A 23,119-nucleotide genomic window follows, 5' to 3' on the forward strand; every position below is an offset into this window, starting at 1 on the left:
TTCAAGCGGCGCTCCTACAGGGAAAAGTTATTCGCCTTTGACGGCGTGCATCAGGTAGTTCACCGACACATCCCGGTTCAGCTTGTAAACCTGGGTCAGCGGGTTGTAGACCATGCCGGTGGTGTCTTTTACTTCCAGCCCCGCGTCCCGGGCCCAGCCGGCCAGTTCCGAGGGCTTGATCAGCTTGGCGTATTCGTGGGTGCCCCGCGGCAGTAGGCGCAACACATATTCGGCACCGACGATGGCAAACAGAAAGGCCTTGGGATTGCGGTTGATGGTGCTGAAGAATATCTGCCCGCCGGGTTTCACCAAGGTGGCACAGGCCCGAATCACGGAGGAGGGGTCGGGCACGTGCTCGAGCATTTCCAGGCAGGTGACCACGTCATACTGCGCGGGCCGCTCCTCGGCGATTTGCTCCGCCGGAATCTGCCGGTATTCCACCGCCACGCCGGCTTTCTCCGCGTGGATACGTGCCACCGACAGCGGCGCTTCACCCATGTCGATGCCGGTGACCTCTGCGCCACGCCGGGCCATGCCTTCGGACAGCAGGCCGCCGCCGCAGCCGATGTCGATGACTTTCTTGCCGGGCAGGCTGACGCGCTCGTCGATGTAGTTCAGACGCAGCGGGTTAATGTCGTGCAGCGGGCGAAACTCGGAATTGGGGTCCCACCACTGTTCCGCCAGGGCATTGAATTTGGCGATTTCGCCAGCGTCTACATTGGGAATCTGCGGTTGTTGTTCAGTCACGGTCGGCTCCGGCAATTTTTTCCTGCCACTGCTGGGCATTCTTGAGGATCACGGCTTCGTTGAGGGTGGTGAGTGTGCGGTTGTCCATCAGGCAGCGCCCACCCACCCAGGTATGCGTCACCTGGTCGCGGCTGGCGGCATAGATCAATTGCGCCACCGGATCATAGACCGGCTGGGTCTCCAGACGGTTCAGATCTACCGCTACCATATCCGCCTGTTTGCCAATTTCCAGTGAACCGATCTGGTCGTCCCGGCCCAGGGCGCGGGCGCCGTTCAGGGTGGCCATCTGCAGTATGTCGGCGGCGGGCAGGGCATCGGCCTGGAGGCTGACTCCCTTGCCCAGGAAGGCGGCCATGCGGGCCTCGCCGATCATGTCCAGATCGTTGTTGCTGGCGGCACCGTCGGTGCCCAGGGCCACGTTGACCCCGGCCTTGCGCAGTTTTTCCACCGGTGCAAAGCCGCTGGCCAGCTTCAGATTGGATTCCGGGCAGTGCACGACCTGGGTGCCAGTTTCGGCCACCAGCGCAATTTCGTCCTCGGTGAGCTGGGTCATGTGCACTGCCAGCAGACGCGGCGAGAGCAGGCCCAGGTTTTTCAGGCGAGTGAGTGGCCGCTCACCGGTGTTGCCCACCGCCATCTGGATTTCTCCGGCGGTTTCGTGCACGTGCATCATCATCGGCACGTCCAGTTCCTCGGCCAGAGTCAGCACCTTCTGCAGCGGGCCATCGGACACGGTATAAGGCGCGTGTGGCCCGAAACCGATCTGAATGCGCGGATCATGGCGCCACTCGTCCATGGCATCGGTGGCCAGGCGCAGGTAGTCCTCCGGCCCGGCGCCCATGGGGGTTGGAAAATCCAGGATCGGACAGAACAGGCTGGCGCGCAGGCCGGCTTCCACGGTGGCGCGGGCGGCGCTGGCCGGGAAGAAGTACTGGTCGGCAAAGCAGGTGGTGCCGGAGCGGATCATCTCCGCCGCCGCCAGCCGGGTGCCGTCGAACACGAATTGCTCGCTGACGAACTGGCCTTCCGCCGGCCAGATATGTTTTTCCAGCCAGGTCATCAGCGGTAGGTCATCGGCAATACCCCGCAGCAGGTTCATGGCGGCGTGGGTATGGGCATTGATCAGGCCGGGAATCAGCAGGTGGCTGTCCAGCCGGGTGACCGTAGCGGCCTGCCATTTCTCATCGGCCAGGGCGCCGGGCAGCAGGTCGATAATCTGGCCATCACGGACGACCAGGGCATGGTTTTCCAGTACCTCGGCACTGGGCGCCTTGTCCTGCGCGACCGGGGCAATCCAGCGGGCGTGGACGATCAGGTCAGCCTGATTGTCGCTCATGCACAACTCCTTGATATCACAGAAGGGACTCCCCCTCGAATTGTGGGCGCAGTATAGCGTGTCAAAGGCGCTCTTGCCGCCACGATAACAATGCCGCCTGACTATGGCGCCGAAGCCGCCCGGTTGTGCTATCATCCGGGGCTTTTCCGGGCTTCGTGCCAGGAGCAGGAATGTACGCCCGGTCCGCCGCTGTTGGCAGCGAGCGGGCTGTCATAAGAACAGACTGCACAGGGTGCCATCGGCACGCTGTGAAATCGGCCCTGATCAGGGGCCGGCTTGGGAAAGCCGCAGGGGCTTTCCCGATACTTGTGGAAAGTAAGGATCGCTATGACGGATCTCGCCAGAGAAGTTACCCCGGTCAACATCGAAGACGAACTCAAACAGTCGTACCTGGATTACGCCATGAGCGTGATCGTGGGGCGGGCTCTGCCGGATGTGCGCGACGGCCTCAAGCCGGTGCATCGCCGCGTACTGTTCGCCATGCACGAGCTGAATAACGACTGGAACAAGGCCTACAAGAAGTCCGCCCGTGTGGTCGGTGACGTTATCGGTAAGTACCACCCCCATGGTGACTCCGCCGTTTACGACACCATCGTGCGGATGGCGCAGCCGTTTTCCCTGCGCTACATGCTGGTGGATGGTCAGGGTAACTTCGGTTCCATCGACGGGGATTCCGCAGCCGCCATGCGTTACACCGAAGTGCGCATGGCCAAGATCGCTCACGAGCTGCTGGCCGATCTGGACAAGGAAACCGTGGATTTCGTCGACAACTACGACGGCACGGAAAAGATTCCCGATGTGATGCCCACCCGGGTGCCCAACCTGCTGGTGAATGGCTCCTCCGGTATCGCCGTGGGTATGGCCACCAATATTCCGCCGCATAACCTGGGCGAAGTGGTAGACGGCTGTCTGGCGCTGATCGACGACGACAGCCTGACGCCGGACGACCTGATGGAATACATCAAGGGCCCGGATTTCCCCACCGCCGGCATCATTAACGGTCGCGCCGGGATCGTGCAGGCCTACCGTACCGGCCGTGGCCGCGTCTACATGCGTGCCCGTGCCGAGATTGAGCCGACCGACAAAAGTGGCAAAGAAGCCATTATCGTCCACGAGATTCCCTACCAGGTGAACAAGGCGCGGTTGATCGAGAAGATCGCCGAGCTGGTGAAAGACAAGAAGATTGAAGGTATCACCGAGCTGCGCGATGAGTCCGACAAAGAGGGCATGCGTATCGTGATCGAGCTGCGTCGCGGCGAGAACGCCGAGGTGGTGCTCAATAATCTCTACCAGCAGACCCAGATGGAGTCGGTGTTCGGTATCAATACCGTGGCACTGGTGGATGGTCAGCCCAAGACCCTCAACCTGCGTGAGTTGCTGGATGCCTTTATTCGTCACCGCCGTGAAGTGGTGACTCGCCGTACCGTGTTTGAACTGCGCAAGGCCCGCGAAAAGGCCCACTTGCTAGAAGGTCTGGCGGTGGCGCTGAGCAATATCGATCCGGTGATTGCGCTGATCAAGGCGTCCCCCAGCGGCGCCGAAGCCAAGGAAAAACTTCTGGGCAAAGGCTGGACCCCCGGCGATGTACTGCAAATGCTGGAGCGCGCCGGTGGTGAAAACGCGGCTCGCCCGGATGGCCTCGATGAGCAGTTCGGTCTGCGTGATGGCCTTTATTACCTGAGCCCGGAACAGGCCCAGGCCATTCTGGATCTGCGTCTGCAGAAGCTGACCGGTCTGGAACGGGAAAAACTGATCAACGATTACCAGGAACTGCTGGAGCAGATTGCCGAACTGCTGAAGATTCTGGGTAACCCCGAACGTCTGATGGAAGTGATCCGTGATGAACTGAAGGCGGTCCGTGAGGAATATGCCGACGAGCGCCGTTCCGAAATCGTCACCTCCCGTCTCGACCTGAGCATGGAAGACCTGATCGCCGAAGAAACCGTGGTTGTGACCCTGTCCAACGGTGGTTACGCCAAGATGCAGCCCATTGATACCTACCGGGCGCAGAAGCGTGGTGGCCGTGGCAAGTCTGCCGGCCAGCTCAAAGACGAGGATTACGTGGAGCACCTGCTGGTGGCAGGCACCCACGACACCCTGTTGCTGTTCACGGATGCCGGCAAGGTCTTCTGGCTGCGTACCTTCGAGCTGCCGCAAGGTGGCCGGGCGTCCCGTGGCAAGCCCATCGTCAATCTGCTGCCGGCACTGGGCAATGACGAGCGCATTACCGCCATCCTCCGTCTCGATGCGGAAATGGTACGTCAGCAGAAAGCCGCTGGCGTGGAAGCAGAAGTGGACGAAGACGACGTTATCGATGCTATCGATGCGGACGAGGTGGTCGAGGACGCAGTTGAAGATGGCGATGAGGCCGAAGTGGTGGCCGACGCCATTCCCGGTCCCTTTATCTTCATGGCGACCTCCAGTGGTATCGTCAAGCGTACCGCCCTGGCCAACTTCGCCCGTCCACGCAGCTCCGGCCTGATTGCCGTGAAACTGCAGGAAGGCGAGCATCTGGTCAATGTGGCGATTACCCACGGCGACGAAGATGTGATGCTGGTGGCCCGTAACGGCAAGGCCGTGCGTTTCCATCAATCCAAGGTGCGTGTCATGAGCCGTCTGGCCCGTGGTGTGCGCGGCATCAAACTGGCTGATGGCGTGGACGTGATTTCCCTGATCGTGCCGGAAGCAGAGGGTCAGATCCTGACTGCCTCGGAAAACGGCTACGGTAAGCGTACCCCGCTCACCGACTACCCGACCAAGGGTCGTGGCGGCCAGGGCGTGATCGCCATGGTGGTCAACGAGCGTAACGGTGAGCTGGTCGGCGCTGCTCAGGTGTTTGGTGAAGAGGACATCATGCTGATCTCCAACCAGGGCACTCTGGTGCGCACCGGCGTCAATCAGGTCAGCACGTCCAGCCGTAACACCCAGGGCGTGCGTCTGATTCGTCTGGGCGACGGCGAGAAGCTGTGTGGCCTGGCCACGATCCCCGAGCTGGAAGGCGACGAGGACGACATCGAAGAAGGCGAAGTGCTGGAAGAAGGGGATGTTACCTCTGAAGCACCGGAGTCTGACGCCTCTGACGACGCCGAGGAATAACCTGTAGGAGCACCTCTTGAGGTGCGAACCTTGTCCAATCGTGGGTGGTTCGCACCTCGAGAGGTGCTCCTACGGTGTTTTCTAAATGATTCGACGAATTACCCGAGCCCGGTGTTACCGGGCTTCTTTGATTCACCGGTTTGCTACTTTCAATCTAGTCACGGAGAAAATGCATGTCCCGCGCCTATAACTTCTGCGCAGGTCCGGCGGCGTTGCCGACGGATGTTCTGGAGCAGGCCCGTCAGGAAATGCTGGATTACCAGGGCATGGGCCTGTCCATCATGGAAATGAGCCATCGGGACAAGGTGTTCGTGGAAATTGCCGAAAAGGCCGAGCAAGACCTGCGCAGCCTGATGGGGATCAGCGACGACTACGCCGTGCTGTTCCTGCAGGGCGGTGCCTCCTCGCAATTCGCCATGGTGCCCATGAATCTGCTGGGCGAGGGCGAAACGGCGGATTACATCAATACCGGGCAATGGTCCAAGAAGGCGATCAAGGAAGCCGGTCGCTACGGCAACATCAACGTGGCCGCCAGCAGTGAAGACACCAATTTCACCACCGTACCGCCACAGGACAGCTGGCAGCTGTCGGCCAATCCGGCCTACGTGCATTACTGCCCCAATGAAACCATCGGTGGCCTGGAATACAGCTTTGTGCCGGACGTGGGGGATAGCCCCCTGGTGGCAGACATGAGCTCTACCATCCTCTCGCGCCCCATTGATGTGAACCGCTTCGGGGTCATCTATGCCGGTGCCCAGAAGAATATCGGCCCTGCCGGCCTGACCCTGGTGATTATTCGCAAGGACCTGCTCGGCAAGGCCGGCGCCCACGTGCCGGCCATGCTCAATTACCAGACCCACGCGGACAATGGCAGCATGTACAACACGCCGCCCACCTTTTCCTGGTACCTGGCCGGGCTGGTGTTTCAGTGGCTGAAGAAGCAGGGCGGGGTGGCGAACATGGCAGAAACCAACCAGCGCAAGGCCGAAAAGCTGTATGGTTTTATTGATAACAGCGGCTTCTACAGCAACCCGGTGGAGAAAATCAGCCGTAGCTGGATGAATGTGCCCTTTGTGCTGGCCGATGCCAACCTGGATAAACAGTTCCTCAGCGAAGCCGACCAGGCCGGCCTGTTGAACCTGAAGGGCCACCGCAGCGTGGGTGGCATGCGTGCCAGCATCTACAATGCGGTACCGGAAGCCGCAGTAGATGCGCTGATCGCCTTTATGGCGGACTTCGAAAAACGCAACGGCTGAGCGGGGACCGCCATGACCGAATCACTGGACAATTTGCGTAACCAGATCGACGAGCTGGACCAGCGGCTGCAGGATCTGCTCAACGAGCGCGCCACCCTGGCCCACAAGGTGGCCGAGGTGAAGACCGCCACCGACCCCAACCCGGTGTTTTATCGCCCGGAACGGGAAGCCCAGGTGTTGCGCCGGGTCAAAGAGCGCAACCAGGGGCCGCTGGATGGCGAAACCATGGCGCGGTTTTTCCGCGAGATCATGAGCGCCTGCCTGGCCCTGGAGCAGCGCATGAAAGTGGCGTTCCTGGGCCCGGAAGGCACCTTTACCCAGCAGGCCGCCCTCAAACACTTTGGCCATGCGGTGGAAAGCGTGCCGCTTGCCGCCATTGATGAAGTATTCCGGGAAGTGGAAGCCGGGGCTGCCCACTACGGCGTGGTGCCGGTGGAGAACTCCACCGAAGGGGTGGTCAACCACACCCTGGATACCTTCATGACCTCCAGCCTGAAAATCTGTGGCGAGGTGGAGCTGCGTATTCACCATCATCTGCTGGCCGGCGAGCACACCCGTCGCGACAAGGTCACCCGGGTTTATTCCCACCAGCAGACCCTGGCTCAATGCCGCCAGTGGCTGGATGCCCACATGCCCGGGGTTGAGCGCATAGCGGTCAGTTCCAACGGGGAAGCCGCTCGTCGCCTTAAGGACGAATGGAATGCCCTGGCCATTGCCGGGGAAATGGCGGAAGAGCTGTATGGGCTGGAAGCGGTGCAACGCAATATCGAAGACCGCCCGGACAACACCACCCGCTTCATCATCATCGGCCGGCAGGACACGCCGCCGTCCGGCAACGACAAGACCAGCCTGATGATCAGCGGCAAGAACCGCCCGGGCCTGCTCTATGAAGTGCTGGCGCCGTTCCGGGATGAAGGCATTAACCTGACCCGCCTTGAATCCCGGCCCTCGCGGACGTCCAATTGGAGTTATGTGTTCTTCGTGGACTGCGAAGGCCACAAGGAAGATGGCAAGCTGCAGCCGGTGCTGGACAAGCTGGAAGCGGCTGGCAATACCATCAAGCTGCTGGGCTCGTACCCGAAAGCGGTGTTGTGACACAGGGTTGGACAATGCTCTATCGGCTGGCGATAAGCTGTGGGAGCGGTCGTTCGACCGGGAAATTTCACCACAGGCCGGAAATTGCGGTCGAACGACCGCTCCCACAGTTCAAGGAGTCATCATGACTTGCGACTACATCGAACTCGCCAACAGTGGCGTTCAGCAGCTCAAGCCCTATGAGCCGGGCAAGCCCATCGAGGAGCTGGAGCGGGAACTGGGCCTCACCGATATCGTCAAGCTGGCCAGCAATGAGAACCCCTTGGGCGCCAGCCACAAGGCCCTGCATGCGCTCAAGCATCTGCATGAGCTGCACCTGTACCCGGACGGCGCCGGTTTTTCCCTGAAGGCAGCGCTGGCTGAAAAGCTGGGTGTGCAAACCAATCAGCTGACCCTGGGTAACGGCTCCAACGATGTGCTGGACCTGATCGCCCGTGCCTATCTGCAGCCCGGCGATGAAGCGGTTTTCTCCGAGTACGCCTTTGCGGTGTATCCACTGGTGACCCTGGCCTGCAATGCCAGGCCGGTGGCGGTGCCGTCCAATCTCTATGGCCACGATCTGGCGGCCATGGCCGAGGCGGTCACCGAGCGCACCCGGGTGATTTTCGTGGCCAACCCGAACAACCCCACCGGCACCTGGTTCAACGCCCATGCCCTGGATGAGTTCCTGTCGCGGATCCCGGAGCGGGTGATCGTGGTGCTGGACGAGGCCTACTTCGAATACGTGGAAGAAAGTCACTACCCGAACGGCATCGAACGCCTGCAAAAATACCCGAACCTGGTGGTAACGCGCACTTTCTCCAAGATTCATGGTCTGGCCGGCCTGCGTATCGGCTATGGCGTCTGCAACCCGCAAATTGCTGATGTGCTGAACCGGGTACGCCAGCCGTTCAACGTCAACACCCCGGCCATGGTGGCCGCCGAAGCGGCGCTGTCCGATGATGATCACATCGAGAATTCCCGCAGCGAGAACACCAGCGGCCTGGTGCAGATCGCCGAAGGCCTGCAGAAGCTGCACCTGGAACAGATCCCCTCGGTAGCCAACTTCATCGCCTTCGACTGCGGCCGTGAGGCACAGCCGGTCTACGAAGGCCTGCTGCGCGAAGGCGTGATCGTGCGCCCTCTGGGTGGCTACGGCATGCCCAATCACCTGCGCGTCACCGTGGGCACCAGCCGCGAGAACGAGCGTTTTCTGCAAGCCCTCAAGCATGTGTTGAAGGAAATGGCGGATGGGTAACGCCCAAACCTTGGAAATGCCCGCTGTAGGAGCACCTCTTGAGGTGCGAATCGTACTTGGCACGGCTTGTTGCAAGCAGGTTCGCGCCTCGAGAGGCGCTCCTACAACAAAATTGGGGTGTTGCCATGTCTGAACCCCTTTTCAACCGCATTGCCGTTATCGGCCTGGGCCTGATCGGCGGCTCCTTTGCCGCTGCTGCTCGCAAGCACGGGTTGGCCGGGTCCATCGTGGCCGGTTCCCGCTCGGCGCGCACCCTGGAGCAGGGTATCGCCCTGGGCGTGGTCGACGAAGGCAGCCAGGATCTGGCTGAAGCGGTCAAGGGCGCCGATCTGGTCTTTGTCTCCACCCCCGTTTCGGCCATGGGCAAGGTGTTGAGTGCGCTGAAGCCGGGCCTGTCCCGCACGGCAATCATCACTGACGGCGGCAGCGTCAAAGGCAATGTGATCACCGCGGCCCGTGTCTCCCTGGGCGAGCATTATTCCCGCTTCGTGCCCGGCCATCCCATTGCCGGCAAGGAAAAGAGCGGCGTTGGGGCTGCTGATGCGGACCTGTACCAGGATCACCGGGTCATCCTGACGCCCAACGAGGCCACAGATCCGGCTGCCACCGCCCGGGTGCGCGCGATCTGGACCGCCATGGGCGCGGAAGTGTTGCAGATGGCGCCGGATTACCACGATCAGGTACTGGCGGAAACCAGCCATCTGCCCCATCTGCTGGCCTTTTCGCTGGTGGATACTCTGGCCCGGCAGGGCGACTCCACGGAGATCTTCCGCTATGCTGCCGGCGGTTTTCGCGACTTCACCCGTATCGCCAGCTCCGATCCGGTGATGTGGCATGACATTTTCCGCGAGAACAAGGCCGCGCTGCTGCAGTCCCTGGACCTGTTCAGCGACGGTATCGCGCGCTTCCGCCAGGCGGTGAGTGACGATGATTCCGATGCCCTGATGGGCATCATGACCCGGGCCAATACGGCCCGGGCCCATTTTATGGCCATGAACGGGCGCACGTCCTATACCCGCGCCCACCATTCAGGTGACGACACAACCATGACAGACAGCAGCAACAGCAACCCCACCTTTGTGGTGACCCCGGGTGGCCGACTCACCGGCCGGGTACGGGTACCCGGCGACAAATCCATGTCCCACCGTTCCATCATGCTCGGCTCCCTGGCCGAAGGCGTGACCCAGGTAGAAGGCTTCCTGGAAGGCGAGGACGCTCTGGCAACGCTGCAGGCATTCCGCGATATGGGGGTGGTCATCGAAGGCCCCCACAATGGTCAGGTGACCATTCACGGTGTCGGCCTGCATGGCCTCAAGGCCCCGGGGAAGCCGCTTTATATGGGCAACTCCGGCACCTCCATGCGTCTGCTCACCGGCTTGCTGGCCGGCCAGGCCTTCGATGTGGAGCTCACCGGTGATGCGTCCCTGTCCAAGCGTCCCATGGAGCGGGTGGCCAGCCCCCTGCGCGACATGGGTGCCCAGATTTCCACCGGTAACGAAGGTCGCCCGCCGGTGCGCATCCGCGGTGGTCAGCCGCTCAAGGGCATTCATTACGATCTGCCGATGGCCTCTGCCCAGGTGAAGTCCGCCGTGCTGCTGGGCGGCCTGTACGCTGAAGGCGACACCTCGGTGACCGAGCCGGCCCCGACCCGCGATCATACCGAACGGATGCTGGGTGGCTTTGGCTACGACGTGCGCCGTGAGGGTGCCACCAGTGCGCTGAGCGGCGGCGGTACACTCACCGCCTGCAAGCTGGAAGTGCCGGCGGATATCTCCTCGGCGGCCTTCTTCCTGGTGGGTGCCTCCATTGCCGAAGGTAGTGAGCTGACGCTACCCCACGTGGGTATCAACCCCACTCGTACCGGCGTTATCGACATCCTCAAGCTGATGGGGGCGGATATTCGCCTGGAAAATCAGCGCGATGCCGGCGGCGAGCCGGTGGCGGACCTGGTGGTGAAAGCGGCGCGCCTGAAAGGCATCGAGATTCCCCAGGCGCTGGTGCCCCTGGCCATTGATGAATTCCCGGCCATCTTCATTGCGGCTGCCTGCGCCGAGGGCGACACCGTGTTGCGCGGCGCCGAAGAGCTGCGGGTGAAGGAATCCGACCGTATCCAGGTGATGGCGGACGGTCTGGCCGCGCTGGGCGTGGATCATGAAGTGTTCGAGGACGGCATCCGCATCAGCGGCGGCACCTTCGGCGGCGGCGAGATCCAGTCCCACGGTGACCACCGTATCGCCATGAGCTTCGCCATGGCGTCCCTGCGAGCCACTGGCCTGATTACCATTAATGACTGCGCCAATGTGGCCACCAGCTTCCCGGGCTTTGCCCAGCTGGCCGCCCATGCGGGCTTGAACCTGGAGGTGAAATGACTGCTCCGTCCACCGCGGTATTGACCATCGACGGACCGGTTTCCTCCGGTAAGGGCACCGTTGCCCGATTGGTGGCAATCCGTCTCGGCTGGCACCTGCTGGATTCCGGTGCCCTGTATCGGGTTCTGGGTTATCACGCGAGAAATCAGGGGCTTGCTCTGGATGATGAGCCCGCCCTGGTGGAACTGGCGAAAACCTTGCCGGTAAGATTTATTGAGCGGGAGGGCGAAACCGCGGTGATTCTGGATGGTGAGGATGTGTCCAACATCATCCGCCAGGAAAGCGTCGGTGAACTGGCCAGCCAGGTGGCCGTGCTGCAGCCGGTACGTGATGCGCTATTGGCCCGCCAGCGGGTGTTCGCCGAGGCCCCCGGCTTGGTGGCGGATGGCCGCGATATGGGTACCGTGGTGTTTACCTCTGCCCCCCTCAAGATTTACCTCACCGCCAGCGCTGAAGAGCGCGCCAGACGGCGCTTTGAGCAGTTGAAGGAAAAGGGCTTTGATGCTACCCTCGCGACCCTCGTCGAGGACATCCGCACCCGGGATGACCGTGACATGAACCGTGAGGTGGCGCCATTGCGCCCGGCAGACGATGCCGTGGTAATCGAATCCACCACCCTGACGGTTGATGAAGTGGTTAACCGGATCCTTGAAGAGGCTGCCGCACGCCAACTGGTGTGAAGGTAGCACACGTTGTTGAAACCCTTCGATAGTGCACTGTCGAGGGGTGATTCTGTGTCAAGCGGCCGATCTGCTCAACCCTGAAAAAGTAAGCCAGCTGGGGAAGGGCGGGTCTCATTTTTTTACTAACCCATGTCTGCTGGTTGGCATGTGCGAAAACACTGAGTGAATTTCATGACCGAATCTTTTGCTGATCTCTTTGAAGAAAGCCTTAAGGACCTGGACGTTGCCCGTGGTTCTATCATCAAGGGTACTGTTGTATCCATCGATAGCGACTGGGTAACCGTTAACGCAGGCCTGAAATCCGAAGGCATTATTGCCCGTGAAGAATTCCTTAGCGAGGCAGGCGAACTGGAAATCGCCGAAGGCGACGAAGTAGATGTAGCCGTAGATGCCATCGACGATGGCATGGGCTTCACCCGCCTGTCCCGTGAAAAAGCCAAGCGCGCCGAAGTCTGGGGCGAGCTGGAAAAAGCTTTCGACGAAGACGAGATCGTAAAAGGTATGATTTCCGGCAAGGTGAAGGGTGGCTTCACTGTCGATATCGGCCCGATCCGCGCGTTCCTGCCCGGCTCTCTGGTAGATATCCGTCCGGTTCGCGATGTCGCGCACCTGGAAGGCAAAGAGCTGGACTTCAAGGTCATCAAGCTGGATCCCAAGCGCAACAACGTTGTGGTTTCCCGTCGCGCAGTGATGGAAGCCGAGCACTCCCAGGAGCGTGAAGCTCTGCTGGAAACCCTCCAGGAAGGCATGGAAGTCAAAGGTATCGTGAAGAACCTGACCGACTACGGTGCGTTTGTGGACCTGGGTGGCATCGACGGCCTGCTGCACATCACCGACATGGCCTGGAAGCGTATCAAGCATCCGAGCGAGATCGTCGAAGTGGGTCAGGAAATCGACGTCAAGGTACTCAAGTTCGACCGCGAGAAGATGCGTGTTTCCCTGGGTCTGAAGCAGCTGGGCGAAGATCCGTGGCACGACATCGTGGGCAAGTACCCGGAAGGCACCCGCGTCAAGGCGAAGGTGACCAACCTGACCGATTACGGTTGCTTTGCCGAAATCGAAGAAGGTGTAGAGGGTCTGGTTCACGTATCCGAAATGGATTGGACCAACAAGAACATCCACCCGTCCAAGGTTGTAGAGATCGGCGACGAAGTGGAAGTGATGATCCTGGACATCGATCAGGACCGTCGTCGTATTTCCCTGGGTATCAAGCAGTGCCAGTCCAACCCGTGGGATGCCTTCGAAGAGAAATACCAGAAAGGCGAGCGCATTTCCGGCAAGATCAAGTCCATCACTGACTTCGGTATCTTCATCGGTCTGGAAGGCGGCATCGACGGTCTGGTGCACCTGTCCGACATTTCCTGGGAAGAGCAGGGCGAAGATGCCGTGCGTAACTTCAACAAGGGCGATGAGCTGGAAACCGTGGTTCTGTCCATCGACGCAGAGCGCGAAAGAATTTCCTTGGGTATCAAGCAGTTGACAGACGATCCGTTTGCTCAGTATGTTGCTGCTAATGACAAGGGCGCAATCGTTAAGGGCGTAATCAAGTCGGTAGACGCGAAAGCGGCCATCGTGGAGCTGGCAGAGAACGTGGAAGGCACCCTGCGTGCCAGCGAAATCAGCCGCGACCGCGTTAACGATGCGACCGAAGTGCTCAACGTCGGTGACGAAGTGGAAGCGAAAATCACCAACGTTGATCGCAAGAACCGTGTTCTGAGCTTGTCCATCAAGTCCAAGGACCAGGCCGACGAGCGTGAAGCCATTGACGGACTGTCTGAACAGCAGGATGCCAATGCGCCGAAGACCATCGGTGATCTGATCAAGAAACAGATGGAAAGCAGCAACGAGTCATAATACGGCTCCTCCCGGGGACCGGCATCGTGCCGGTCCCACTGGGCTGGGAGCCCAGGGAGAAAGCTGTAATGGCGTTAACCAAGTCAGAATTGATTGAGCGGATTGCCGATCGGCAAAACCAATTGTCGCCCAAGGATGTGGAGCTGGCAGTCAAAACGCTTATCGAACAGATGGCCGATTCTCTGGCCGGCGGAGGTCGTATCGAAATACGCGGCTTCGGCAGTTTTTCCCTCCATTTTCGTGCGCCCCGTGTGGGACGCAACCCCAAGACCGGTGCCAGCGTCGAGCTGCACGGCAAATATGTTCCCCACTTCAAACCCGGTAAAGAGCTGCGCGAGCGCGTTAACGATTCACTGCATGAAGAAAGTGGTGAAGGTGTTGATAATGGCGCAAGCGGCAATCAGGCTGCCGTTAACTAAACCCCGTTTGTTGTTACCGCCCGGCACAGACCTGGCCAGTAAAGAGGGAACCTTACGATGCGAAACCTGTACCGGATTCTGGTAATTCTGGCTGTACTGGCCGTCTTTCTTTTCGCTTTCCTGTTTGTCACCAGTAACCGTGATCTGGTGACGCTGGATATGCTGTTTTATCAATGGCACTGGGACGTGTCCCTGGGCGTGCTGGTGATCGGTGTACTGGCTATTGGCCTGTTTCTTGGCTTGCTGGCCGGTATCGGGCTGCGCGGCCTGAAGAGCCTGTTTTCATGAGTGAATCGTTCTGGCTGCTGCCGTTCTTTTTTGTTGCCATCGCCGCCGGGTTTTTCCTCGGCAAGCGTGAAAGTAAACGTCGGCAGCGTCGGCGCATGGCCTCCCTGTCCAAGGACTATGTGGCCGGCATCAACTTCTTCCTCAATGAAGAGCCGGACAAGGGCATTGAAGCCCTGCTCAAGAGTCTGGACGTGAGCGAAGAGGGTCTCGATACCCATCTTGCCCTGGGCAAGCTGTTCCGCAAGCGCGGCGAGTTTGATCGCGCTGCCCAGCTGCATACCCATCTGCTGGAACACGGCGACTATGGCCGCCCGGTGCAGGAAGAAATTCAGCTGGAACTGGCCCAGGATTACCTGGCCAGCGGCATCTTCGATCTGGCCGAGCAGGTCCTGCTGGAAATGCTGGACCAGGATTGCCAGGCCAAGGATGAAGTCTGCCAGCAGCTGATGGGCCTGTACGAGCAGGAACGCGACTGGGTCAACGCCATCAGCATGGGCGAGCGGTTGATCAAGAACCGCCCGGCGCTGGGGCCGGTACTGGCCCAGTATTGCTGCGAACAGGCAGAAAACCTGCGCCGCGACGGCGACATCAATCCGGCTCGCCGCATGCTGAGACGGGCGCTGTCATTCGATGAGAAGTGTGTCCGCGCCAGCTTTGCCGAAGGCGAGCTGGAAATGGGCGAGCAGAACTGGGACGCTGCCATCCAGGCCCTTCAGCGCATCTGGGTGCAGGACAGCGACTTCTTCGATGAAGCGCTCGACAAGCTGCGCACCAGCTACCAGCAGCAGGAGAAAGACGAGGAATTTATCCAGATGCTGGCGGACTACAGTGCCGAGAAACCCAGCACCAGCCGTATCCTACTGCTCGCCGAAACGCTCAAGGAGCGCTACGGCGACAAGGAAGCCGCGGACTTCATTGCTGAATACATGAAAGCCAACCCCTCGGTACGTGGCCTCAACCGGATCATCGACATGAGCCTGGCCGGCAGCGCCGAAGGAGAGGCCCGCGAGCACCTGGGTGTGCTCAAGCAACTGTCGGAGCAACTGCTCAACGACAAGAGCCTCTACAAATGCCGCCGCTGCGGTTTCGAAACCCCCTTGATGCAATGGCGCTGCCCAAGCTGCAAGCGCTGGGGCTCCATCAAGCCGGTGGTCAAGGAAGTCTAGCCGCCTCCTCCTTGTAGGAGCCATGCTCGCATGGCGAAGGCTCGCGCCAGTTCGCCATGCAAGCATAGCTCCTACGGTTATTCTTTCAGGCTGGCTTGCGGCACTGGTTGAACAGCTACCTCGCAACTCATACCATACCCGCCACCAATCCCCCGAGGACGCTCCCATGCCTATCTCCAGCCCTGTTATCGTCGCCCTGGACTATCCCGATGCCGCCCGGGCGCTGGCCATGGCCGATCAGCTGGACCCGGCCAAGGTGCGCGTTAAAGTCGGCAAGGAAATCTTCACCCGCAGTGGCCCGGCCATTGTCGAAGGCCTGCACAAGAAAGGCTTTGAGCTGTTCCTGGATCTGAAATTCCACGACATTCCTAACACCGTGGCCGGTGCCGTGTCCGCTGCGGCGGATATGGGAGTGTGGATGGTCAATGTGCACGCCAGCGGTGGTCAGCGCATGATGGAAGCCGCTGCCAATGCCATCGCCAACCACGCCAGTCGCCCCCACCTGATTGCAGTGACCGTGCTGACTAGCATGGAAGCGGCAGATCTGGAGCAGGTCGGGGTCACAGACGAGCCCCGGGTGCAGGTGCAGCGCCTTGCCGAGCTGGCCAAGCGCTCTGGCATGGATGGGGTGGTGTGCTCCGCCCAGGAGGCGAGCATGCTCAAGGCGGCTTGCGGTCAGCAATTCGAGCTGGTTACTCCGGGTATCCGCCCTGCAGGCGCTGATGCCGGAGACCAACGTCGCGTGTTGACGCCGGTGCAGGCACGGGATGCGGGTGTGGACTATATGGTGATCGGCCGTCCGATTACCCAGGCTGCGGAACCTACAGCGGTAGTGGACGAGATACTACAAAGTCTTGCCTGAGCCACTTACGCAATCTGTCACGCTCGACTGATAACGTCTCCTCGCTCGGCTTTCTATGGTGTGGTCTCCAACTGATAAAAATGGAGATCAACATGAAAGCATTGAAAGCGGTTGTGATGTCCCTGCTGCTGGCATTGAGCCTGCCGGCTCTGGCCGTGGAAGTGGACGCGGTCAAGGATGCAGCCAACACCCAGGTTGAAAATCGTATCGACCTGAACACGGCAGACGTTACCCAGCTGCAGGAACTCAAGGGTGTGGGGCCGAAAACGGCGCAAGCCATCGTGCAGTGGCGTGACAGCCAGGGGCCCTTTACCAATGTGGATCAACTGTTGGCCATCAAGGGCATCGGTGAAAAGACCCTGGCCAAGATGCGCGACAGCCTGGTGGTGCAGTAAACAAGTCCCCGCCCCGTTGGAGCTTTGCTCGCAAAGCGAAGAGGTAGCGGATACCGTTCGCCTTGTGAACAAGGCTCCAACGAATGGGAGTTGGGTGCAGGTTTTAAGGCATCCACAAAAAAGGCTTCCTGGAAGAAGCCTTTTTTGCTGTCTCTCTGCTTGATCGTCTCACTCTTCCGAATGACTTTCCTCTTCTTCCGCCTGGCTCAGGTCATCGGCCCGGTCTGCTTCAGGGTCCGGCGCCGGTGAGTCGTGGGCGGGACTGCCCTCGGATGGCTGGGTTTTCTGTTCTTTTTCCCGGGTGGCTTTTTCTGCCTTTGCTTCCACTTCCTCGGTGGTTTTTTCCTCGCCGATACGGAAGGCGGCAAAGCCGGCGTGGACCACCTGGTTCACCGCCATTCCCAGAACCCGGCCGTTATAAGGGGCAATGATGGCACTGCCGGTATTGCTGATCGGGTCGGTGACGGTGCCGAGCACCTGGCCTTTCTTCACTTTCTGGTTCAGCTCCACCTCGGCAAGCAGAATGCCGCCCTGGGTGGCGCGAATCCATTCCGACTCATAGAACACCGGTTGCGGCGCACTCCAGAAACGGCTGGCCTTACGCATACCCAGGTTTTCCAGCAGGGTGTCGATGGCCTGTACGCCGTAGCTGACGGCCTCGGTTTCCAGCCGGTTGGGGCCGCCAGCTTCCATGGTCACCGCGACAATGTCCTTTTTCACCGCCGCGTCGCGCAGCATGCCGGTGACACCGGGGCTGTGCAGTACGGTCATGCCGCCGAAGTGCTTGGCAAAGGCGACCACATCCGGGTTGTCCAGGTCGGCGCGAAGTTGCGGCTGGTTGACCCGTTTCTGGGAGCCGGTGTGCAAATCCACCAGGTAATCACAGTGGCGCACGATATTACTGAACAGGGAGTGAGCCACGCGACTGGCGGCACTGCCTTTCTTGTTGCCGGGGAAGTAGCGGTTCAGATCCCGGCGGTCACTCAGGTAGCGTGAGCCACTGCGAAAGCCATCCAGATTGACGATGGGCACGCCGATCACGGTGCCGGCCAGCTGGTCCGGTTCCAGCTCGTACATGAGCCGGCGCACCATCTCGATGCCGTTCAGTTCATCGCCATGAATGGCCGCAGTGAGACACAGCCGTGGCCCGGGCTTGTCGCCATGGGCGACCAGCACGGGCACCGGGGTGGCGATGGAGGCGAACGATTGATCCGGGGTCCAGTGCAGGGTGGCAAAGCTGCCCGGTTCCACTTGCCGTCCCAGCAGGGGCAAGGGCAGTGGAGCCGGTTCGGCCGGGTCATCCGCTACGGCGCTGTCGGCCTTGTCCGTGTCCGTATTGCCGTCACCGGCAGTGACCTGGCCATCGCTTTCCTGCTGGCGTTCCACGGCCCGTTCCTCGTCTTCCACTTCATTGGCCCAGCCTGGCGTTGCCGCCAGGCCGAACAGGACAAACATTGCCGTGATAGCGAATGAGGACCATGTTTTATACACAAAAACTCCTTGATTCAGCCAAGCTGATCCAGCTCGTCCCAGCGAGCGAAGGTGGTTTCCAGTTTCGCCTGCAGCTCGGTTTGTTGCTGTTGGGCGGCGCTGATCTCGGCCGGATCACCCTTGAAGAAAGCCGGGTCCGACATACGAGCCTGCACCGCTTCCAGTGCCGCTTCCAGTTGCTCGATCCGTTCCGGTAATTGCTCCAGCTCCCGCTGATCCTTGTAGGACAGCTTTTTGGCTTTGGGTGCAGTCGGGGCCGGTTCGAGCACTGGCTTGGCGGATTTGACGGTTTTTCCCTTCACAGGTTCCGGACGCTGCCGCAACCAGTCCTGATAACCGCCCACATAGCTGTTGAGCTCGCCGTTTTCGAACACCAGGGTGGAGGTCACCACATTGTCGATGAACTCCCGGTCGTGGCTGACCAGCAGCAGGGTGCCCTGGTAGTTCATCAGCTGCTCTTCCAGCAGCTCCAGGGTTTCCGCGTCCAGGTCGTTGGTGGGCTCATCCAGGACCAGCAGATTGAAGGGGTTGGTGAACAGCTTGGCCAGCAGCAGCCGGTTACGCTCGCCGCCAGACAGAGACTTCACCGGCTGGCGCACCCGGCTCGGGTCGAACAGGAAATCCTGCAAATAGCCGATCACATGCTTGCTCTGGCCGTTGATGGTGACCACATCGGAGCCTTCGGCCACGTTGTCGATCACGCTCTTTTCCTCGTTGAGGGTATCGCGCAGTTGGTCGAAATAGGCCACCTGTAGCTGGGTGCCCAGCTTCACGTTGCCGCTATCCGGTGCCAGCCGACCCAGCAGCAGGCGAATCACGGTGGATTTACCGCAGCCATTGGGGCCAAGGATACCGACCCGGTCGCCGCGCAGCAGATTGACCGAGAAATCCTCCACAATGGTCTTGCCGTCCACGGTGTAATTCAGGTGCTCGGCTTCCACCACCACCTTGCCGGAGTTGTCGCCGCTCTGGATGGTCAGGCTGGCGGTGCCGGTGCGGTTGCGGCGCTGGGCGAATTCATCACGCATGGCCTTGAGCGCACGTACCCGGCCTTCGTTACGGGTACGGCGTGCCTTGATGCCCTGGCGAATCCACTTTTCTTCCTGGCTGAGTTTCTTGTCGAACTCGGCATTGGCACGCTCTTCCGCTTCCAGAGCCGCCTGCTTGCCGCTCAGATACTTCTCGTAGCTGCCCGGCCAGCTGGTCAGCTTGCCCCGGTCCAGCTCGATGATGCGAGTGGCCAGCGAACGGATAAAGGCCCGGTCGTGGGAAATGAACACCAGGGTGGCGCCGTAGCTCTTGAGAAATTCTTCCAGCCACTGGATGGAATCCATGTCCAGGTGGTTGGTAGGCTCGTCCAGCAGCAGGATATCCGGCTCCTGTACCAGCGCTCGGGCCAGCAGCACCCGGCGTTTCATCCCCCCGGAGAGGCCGGCAAAGGCCTGATCGCCATCCAGTTTCAGTTTGGACAGCACCGTATCCACCCGCTGGGACAGCTGCCAGGCACCACAGGCCTCGATCTCACTGCTCAATTGTTCAAACCGGGCCAGCATTTTGTCGTCAGCATCGCCAAGGTGGTGGACCAGCTCGGCGTGCTCGCTGAGCAGGGCACCGTGCTCGCCCAGCCCTTCAGCTACCATGAAGTGGACGCTGTGATCCTGGTCGTCCGGCACTTCCTGCTCCAGGCGGGCCACGGTCAGCCCCTGGGTCTTCTCGATCTGGCCGTCATCCGCATGGATCTCTTCGGCAATCACCTTCATCAGGGTGGATTTGCCGGCGCCATTACGACCAATCAAACAAAGCCGCTCCCCCGGGTCGATGGACAGGGTGACGTGATCCAGCAGCGGCTGCTGCCCATAACTGAGCTGAATGTCGCGGAGGGTAATGAGAGGCATACTTTATGGATAACCAAATATGTGAATAATGGGGCGGAGCAGTTTCAAGCTACAAGCTGCAAGCTACAACGCGGGTCAGGCAGGCAGAATACTGTGAGCTCTCCGACCGCGATTATCGCAGGGTGGTCGCGGGCTCAATGCTGTTCCGTAACCCCATTGCTTGATCGCGTTGCAGCTTGCGGCTTGTAGCTTGCAGCTATGTTTCTTGAACGCGCAGTGTAGCAGCTTGTTACGGGCGTGTAGTGGTGTCTGAACGGATCATCGGGCAGCCTTGGCCCAGAAGGAGAACAACAGATGACAGACTTTTTGCGGGAACGTTACGAAGAGGTGGATCTGACCCCGGGCCAGGGCAAGATCACCGCCACCGTGTCCATTGGATTGGGGGTTCTGGCGCTGATGGGCAGCTTCTGTTTCCTCTACCCGGAGCTGCTAACCACCCCGGAATTCCGTGCCTTCTACAACGCCGAGGTGCTACGCATTGCCCTGTTCATCGGCATCGGTATTGGCTTTGTCTGTGGCTTTTTCAGTGTGCTGCGTCATCAGGAAAAGCGCTACGGCATTATCGGCATGGTGCTGGCCTGCATGGCCGCGCTGATCGGCTCCGGGCGGCTGGATGTGCCGCCGGTGGAAGGTCGCAGCCTCTATGCCGGGCTCGACTATTTCATCCTTACCCTGTTGGTACTGGCGCTGGTGTTTATCCCCCTGGAACGGGCCTTCCCCAAAGACCCGGACCAGAAAACCCTGCGCGGGGGCTGGGTCACGGATATCAAATACTTCCTGTTCAGCCATGTGGGCCTGCAGCTGATCAGCTTCTTCACCATCATCCCCATTCAGGTGGTGCTCCACGACAAGGTGGACATCGGCTTCCAACAGGCCATCGCCAGCCAGCCCCTGTGGCTGCAGTTCATCGAGATTCTTATCGTTATCGATCTGGGCAGCTACTGGATTCATCGGGCCTTCCACGAAGTGCCATGGCTGTGGAAATTCCATGCCGTGCATCATTCCACTACCCAGATGGACTGGCTGGCCTCCTCACGCCTACATGTGGTGGAAATCATCGCCAACCGCTTTATCGGCTACCTGCCCATCTTCATTCTGGGCTTTTCGCCGTCGGCGGTGTACGCCTACCTGGTGTTCGTGTCCTTCCACGCCATCTTTATCCACGCCAATGTGCGCTTCCGCTTTCCGGGCATCCGCTGGCTCATCGCCACCCCGGAATTCCACCACTGGCATCACTCCTCGGAAGACCAGGCCGTGGACAAAAATTACGCCGCGTTTCTGCCCATCTACGATAAACTGTTCGGCACCCTGATCATGCCCAACCGGCTGGCTGCCGAGTACGGCACCCGGGCCAGCACCAAGGTGCCGGAAGGCGTGGTCGACCAGTTCCTGTTCCCGTTCCGTCGGGATCACCGCCAGGAATAACATTTTCCTGTAGGAGCTATGCTTGCATGGCGAACCCGAAGTCGGAGTTCGCCATGCAAGCATAGCTCCTACAAAATATCGTCAACGAATATGCCAACCGGAACGCTGTAAATGGATGACCTGATCGACCTGCTGCGCGAACGCCACCAAGGCGCACTGGTGGCCCTGGAGCTGCCGGACGAAGACCGGCTGGTGGAAATCGAGGAACAACTGCTGATTTCCCTGCCAGGAGAGTACAAGGAATTCCTGCTCACCACCGGCGACATTATTTGCGGCAGCCTGGAACCGGCCACCGTCACCGACGACTACGCCCACAACTTCCTCCCCGAGCTGGCCGCCCAGGCCTGGAGCCAGGGCATGCCCCGTTCGCTGATTCCTGTCTGCCAGGCCGAAGAAGGCGTTTACGCCATCGGCCAGGACGGCCAGATCGTCTTCTGGGTACCGGGGGAGGGCGTCAACGAGGACGAGGATTGGAGTTCTATCTGGCAGTGGGCACGTGAGGTGTGGCTGGAAAGCTGATTAAGAGCAGTTAATAGTCAACAGTGAATAGTTAATAGCGAAAACCGCGGCATGACCTCTGACGGAGCCGCTGTAGGAGCGCCTCTTGAGGCGCGAATGACGCTTTGGACGAAGCCGCTGTAGGAGCGGCGCTTGAGCCGCGAATCCTCGTTTGCAAGGGCATCGCCCGTAGGGCGATCAGGGGCTTGGTTGCCACAACCGATTCGCGGCTCAAGCGCCGCTCCTACAGCGGCCCTGTAGAACCGTTCCTCCTACATCCCCGCCAAATCCAGCTCATTCTGAATCAACACCACACACTGCGACGCGAACAGCATCCGCGGCCCCAGGCTGATCTTCTCCGCCCCCAGGCGCTTCAGGCTGTTGAAGGTCTTCTTTGGCATGGGGATATGGTCGGTGAGCAGAAAGCAGGGGTTCTCCCCGAAATCCACCTCACGAATGCTGTCCCCCTTCTTGTCCATCACATACAGCTGATGATCCTCCGCCAGATCCTTCACCAGCCGCTCAAAACTCAGCGTCCGCACCCGGATGCCCGGTTCCACGGCCCGTTCCTGCTCCTTGCCCAGCCCCTGTGACACATCCAGCGCGTTGGCCACCTTGGCCAGCAACGCTTTCTCATGGAAGCCGCCAATACTCTGCATCTCCGCCCCGGTGAAGCTGATGGTGCGGGAGTAATCCTGGGTGCTTTCCAGCACCAGATGCACCACCACATCATCCCGGTGAGACTGGGCCACAAACAGGCTGTTCATCAGCGTATGGGCGAGAATTTCCGTATGGGCATCACCACCCACATTGGCCAGCAGAGCCTGGCTGTCGGTGGGGGCGGCGCGGGCGCGGAGGACGAAAGTACGCATATTACTCCTGGCTAAGATGACGCAGCCGACGATTGTAACCCCCTCGTTAGCGCTTTGCTCGCAAAGCGAAGGCCTGGGGTACGCCATAGGTGATGAGGGAAGGGAAGTAGTGACTTGTCGTAACGCCTCCTGTCG

The 23,119-nt window shown here is 60.2% G+C and carries 19 protein-coding genes; 14 read left to right on the forward strand and 5 right to left on the reverse strand.

What is annotated here, in order from left to right:
• Positions 1-27: 27 nt before the first annotated feature.
• Together ubiG and Q0Y02_RS07045 are read right to left on the reverse strand one after the other, a co-directional pair.
• Positions 28-726, reverse strand: a complete 699-nt coding sequence (gene ubiG / locus Q0Y02_RS07040) for a bifunctional 2-polyprenyl-6-hydroxyphenol methylase/3-demethylubiquinol 3-O-methyltransferase UbiG (protein ID WP_035246877.1) — start codon at positions 724-726, stop codon at positions 28-30.
• Positions 727-739: 13 nt separating this feature from the next.
• Positions 740-2,083 carry a TRZ/ATZ family hydrolase gene (locus Q0Y02_RS07045; RefSeq protein WP_297766399.1) on the reverse strand — a complete coding sequence of 448 codons (1,344 nt, stop codon included), beginning with the start codon at positions 2,081-2,083 and terminating at the stop codon, positions 740-742.
• Between the two features lie 327 nt (positions 2,084-2,410).
• Here Q0Y02_RS07045 and gyrA point away from each other — a divergent pair, with 327 nt between their 5' ends.
• The 12 genes from gyrA (at position 2,411) to Q0Y02_RS07105 (ending at position 16,803) form a co-directional block, all read left to right on the forward strand.
• The gene (gene gyrA, locus Q0Y02_RS07050) at positions 2,411-5,179 is read left to right on the forward strand and encodes a DNA gyrase subunit A (RefSeq protein ID WP_297766402.1); all 2,769 of its coding nucleotides are present in this window, start codon (positions 2,411-2,413) and stop codon (positions 5,177-5,179) included.
• A 173-nt stretch (positions 5,180-5,352) separates the two neighbouring features.
• Positions 5,353-6,435, forward strand: a complete 1,083-nt coding sequence (serC, locus tag Q0Y02_RS07055; RefSeq protein WP_277672736.1) for a 3-phosphoserine/phosphohydroxythreonine transaminase — start codon at positions 5,353-5,355, stop codon at positions 6,433-6,435.
• Positions 6,436-6,447: 12 nt separating this feature from the next.
• Positions 6,448-7,530, forward strand: coding sequence for a prephenate dehydratase (pheA, locus tag Q0Y02_RS07060; RefSeq protein WP_277672737.1), 1,083 nt, complete (start codon positions 6,448-6,450; stop codon positions 7,528-7,530).
• A gap of 124 nt (positions 7,531-7,654) precedes the next feature.
• On the forward strand, positions 7,655-8,767 hold the full coding sequence (hisC, locus tag Q0Y02_RS07065) for a histidinol-phosphate transaminase (RefSeq protein WP_297766408.1): 1,113 nt from the start codon (positions 7,655-7,657) through the stop codon (positions 8,765-8,767).
• Positions 8,768-8,892: 125 nt separating this feature from the next.
• Positions 8,893-11,136 carry a bifunctional prephenate dehydrogenase/3-phosphoshikimate 1-carboxyvinyltransferase gene (locus tag Q0Y02_RS07070; RefSeq protein WP_297766412.1) on the forward strand — a complete coding sequence of 748 codons (2,244 nt, stop codon included), beginning with the start codon at positions 8,893-8,895 and terminating at the stop codon, positions 11,134-11,136.
• Entirely contained in the window at positions 11,133-11,816 is a 684-nt protein-coding gene (cmk, locus tag Q0Y02_RS07075; RefSeq protein WP_297766416.1) for a (d)CMP kinase, read from the forward strand. Before Q0Y02_RS07070 ends, cmk begins: the two co-directional genes overlap by 4 nt.
• A 174-nt stretch (positions 11,817-11,990) precedes the next feature.
• Positions 11,991-13,673, forward strand: a complete 1,683-nt coding sequence (rpsA, locus tag Q0Y02_RS07080) for a 30S ribosomal protein S1 (RefSeq protein WP_297766419.1) — start codon at positions 11,991-11,993, stop codon at positions 13,671-13,673.
• Positions 13,674-13,741: 68 nt separating this feature from the next.
• Complete coding sequence (ihfB, locus tag Q0Y02_RS07085) at positions 13,742-14,092, forward strand: integration host factor subunit beta (protein ID WP_290511045.1); 351 nt, start codon at positions 13,742-13,744, stop codon at positions 14,090-14,092.
• 57 nt (positions 14,093-14,149) lie between these two features.
• On the forward strand, positions 14,150-14,380 hold the full coding sequence (locus Q0Y02_RS07090) for a lipopolysaccharide assembly protein LapA domain-containing protein (RefSeq protein WP_297766424.1): 231 nt from the start codon (positions 14,150-14,152) through the stop codon (positions 14,378-14,380).
• Positions 14,377-15,546, forward strand: coding sequence for a lipopolysaccharide assembly protein LapB (gene lapB / locus Q0Y02_RS07095; protein ID WP_297766426.1), 1,170 nt, complete (start codon positions 14,377-14,379; stop codon positions 15,544-15,546). Before Q0Y02_RS07090 ends, lapB begins: the two co-directional genes overlap by 4 nt.
• Before the next feature lie 166 nt (positions 15,547-15,712).
• Positions 15,713-16,408: an orotidine-5'-phosphate decarboxylase gene (pyrF, locus tag Q0Y02_RS07100; protein ID WP_297766430.1), complete on the forward strand. Its 696-nt coding sequence runs from the start codon at positions 15,713-15,715 to the stop codon at positions 16,406-16,408.
• A 92-nt stretch (positions 16,409-16,500) separates the two neighbouring features.
• On the forward strand, positions 16,501-16,803 hold the full coding sequence (locus tag Q0Y02_RS07105) for a helix-hairpin-helix domain-containing protein (protein WP_297766433.1): 303 nt from the start codon (positions 16,501-16,503) through the stop codon (positions 16,801-16,803).
• A 168-nt stretch (positions 16,804-16,971) separates the two neighbouring features.
• Here the strand turns inward: Q0Y02_RS07105 and Q0Y02_RS07110 are convergent, their stop codons facing one another.
• Together Q0Y02_RS07110 and Q0Y02_RS07115 are read right to left on the reverse strand one after the other, a co-directional pair.
• Positions 16,972-18,258, reverse strand: a complete 1,287-nt coding sequence (locus Q0Y02_RS07110) for a succinylglutamate desuccinylase/aspartoacylase family protein (protein ID WP_297766717.1) — start codon at positions 18,256-18,258, stop codon at positions 16,972-16,974.
• A 50-nt stretch (positions 18,259-18,308) separates the two neighbouring features.
• Positions 18,309-20,189 carry an ATP-binding cassette domain-containing protein gene (locus tag Q0Y02_RS07115; RefSeq protein ID WP_297766436.1) on the reverse strand — a complete coding sequence of 627 codons (1,881 nt, stop codon included), beginning with the start codon at positions 20,187-20,189 and terminating at the stop codon, positions 18,309-18,311.
• A gap of 294 nt (positions 20,190-20,483) precedes the next feature.
• Here Q0Y02_RS07115 and Q0Y02_RS07120 point away from each other — a divergent pair, with 294 nt between their 5' ends.
• Positions 20,484-21,614 (forward strand): sterol desaturase family protein, encoded by a 1,131-nt coding sequence (locus tag Q0Y02_RS07120; protein WP_297766439.1) that lies wholly within the window; start codon positions 20,484-20,486, stop codon positions 21,612-21,614.
• Between the two features lie 111 nt (positions 21,615-21,725).
• Positions 21,726-22,133 carry an SMI1/KNR4 family protein gene (locus tag Q0Y02_RS07125; RefSeq protein ID WP_035246574.1) on the forward strand — a complete coding sequence of 136 codons (408 nt, stop codon included), beginning with the start codon at positions 21,726-21,728 and terminating at the stop codon, positions 22,131-22,133.
• A 251-nt stretch (positions 22,134-22,384) separates the two neighbouring features.
• Here the strand turns inward: Q0Y02_RS07125 and trmY are convergent, their stop codons facing one another.
• Entirely contained in the window at positions 22,385-22,984 is a 600-nt protein-coding gene (gene trmY / locus Q0Y02_RS07130) for a tRNA (pseudouridine(54)-N(1))-methyltransferase TrmY (RefSeq protein WP_297766442.1), read from the reverse strand.
• Positions 22,985-23,119: the final 135 nt, after the last annotated feature.

The organism is uncultured Alcanivorax sp., from assembly GCF_947258575.1.
Classification (GTDB): domain Bacteria; phylum Pseudomonadota; class Gammaproteobacteria; order Pseudomonadales; family Alcanivoracaceae; genus Alcanivorax.

Excerpts from the sequence above, each read along its gene's own strand:
- Q0Y02_RS07045 (WP_297766399.1), bottom strand. The coding sequence starts at position 2,083 with ATGAGCGACAATCAGGCTGACCTGATCGTCCACGCCCGCTGGATTGCC.
- gyrA (WP_297766402.1), top strand. The coding sequence starts at position 2,411 with ATGACGGATCTCGCCAGAGAAGTTACCCCGGTCAACATCGAAGACGAA.
- serC (WP_277672736.1), top strand. The coding sequence starts at position 5,353 with ATGTCCCGCGCCTATAACTTCTGCGCAGGTCCGGCGGCGTTGCCGACG.
- pheA (WP_277672737.1), top strand. The coding sequence starts at position 6,448 with ATGACCGAATCACTGGACAATTTGCGTAACCAGATCGACGAGCTGGAC.
- hisC (WP_297766408.1), top strand. The coding sequence starts at position 7,655 with ATGACTTGCGACTACATCGAACTCGCCAACAGTGGCGTTCAGCAGCTC.
- Q0Y02_RS07070 (WP_297766412.1), top strand. The coding sequence starts at position 8,893 with ATGTCTGAACCCCTTTTCAACCGCATTGCCGTTATCGGCCTGGGCCTG.
- cmk (WP_297766416.1), top strand. The coding sequence starts at position 11,133 with ATGACTGCTCCGTCCACCGCGGTATTGACCATCGACGGACCGGTTTCC.
- rpsA (WP_297766419.1), top strand. The coding sequence starts at position 11,991 with ATGACCGAATCTTTTGCTGATCTCTTTGAAGAAAGCCTTAAGGACCTG.
- ihfB (WP_290511045.1), top strand. The coding sequence starts at position 13,742 with ATGGCGTTAACCAAGTCAGAATTGATTGAGCGGATTGCCGATCGGCAA.
- Q0Y02_RS07090 (WP_297766424.1), top strand. The coding sequence starts at position 14,150 with ATGCGAAACCTGTACCGGATTCTGGTAATTCTGGCTGTACTGGCCGTC.
- lapB (WP_297766426.1), top strand. The coding sequence starts at position 14,377 with ATGAGTGAATCGTTCTGGCTGCTGCCGTTCTTTTTTGTTGCCATCGCC.
- pyrF (WP_297766430.1), top strand. The coding sequence starts at position 15,713 with ATGCCTATCTCCAGCCCTGTTATCGTCGCCCTGGACTATCCCGATGCC.
- Q0Y02_RS07105 (WP_297766433.1), top strand. The coding sequence starts at position 16,501 with ATGAAAGCATTGAAAGCGGTTGTGATGTCCCTGCTGCTGGCATTGAGC.
- Q0Y02_RS07110 (WP_297766717.1), bottom strand. The coding sequence starts at position 18,258 with ATGTTTGTCCTGTTCGGCCTGGCGGCAACGCCAGGCTGGGCCAATGAA.
- Q0Y02_RS07115 (WP_297766436.1), bottom strand. The coding sequence starts at position 20,189 with ATGCCTCTCATTACCCTCCGCGACATTCAGCTCAGTTATGGGCAGCAG.
- Q0Y02_RS07120 (WP_297766439.1), top strand. The coding sequence starts at position 20,484 with ATGACAGACTTTTTGCGGGAACGTTACGAAGAGGTGGATCTGACCCCG.
- Q0Y02_RS07125 (WP_035246574.1), top strand. The coding sequence starts at position 21,726 with ATGGATGACCTGATCGACCTGCTGCGCGAACGCCACCAAGGCGCACTG.
- trmY (WP_297766442.1), bottom strand. The coding sequence starts at position 22,984 with ATGCGTACTTTCGTCCTCCGCGCCCGCGCCGCCCCCACCGACAGCCAG.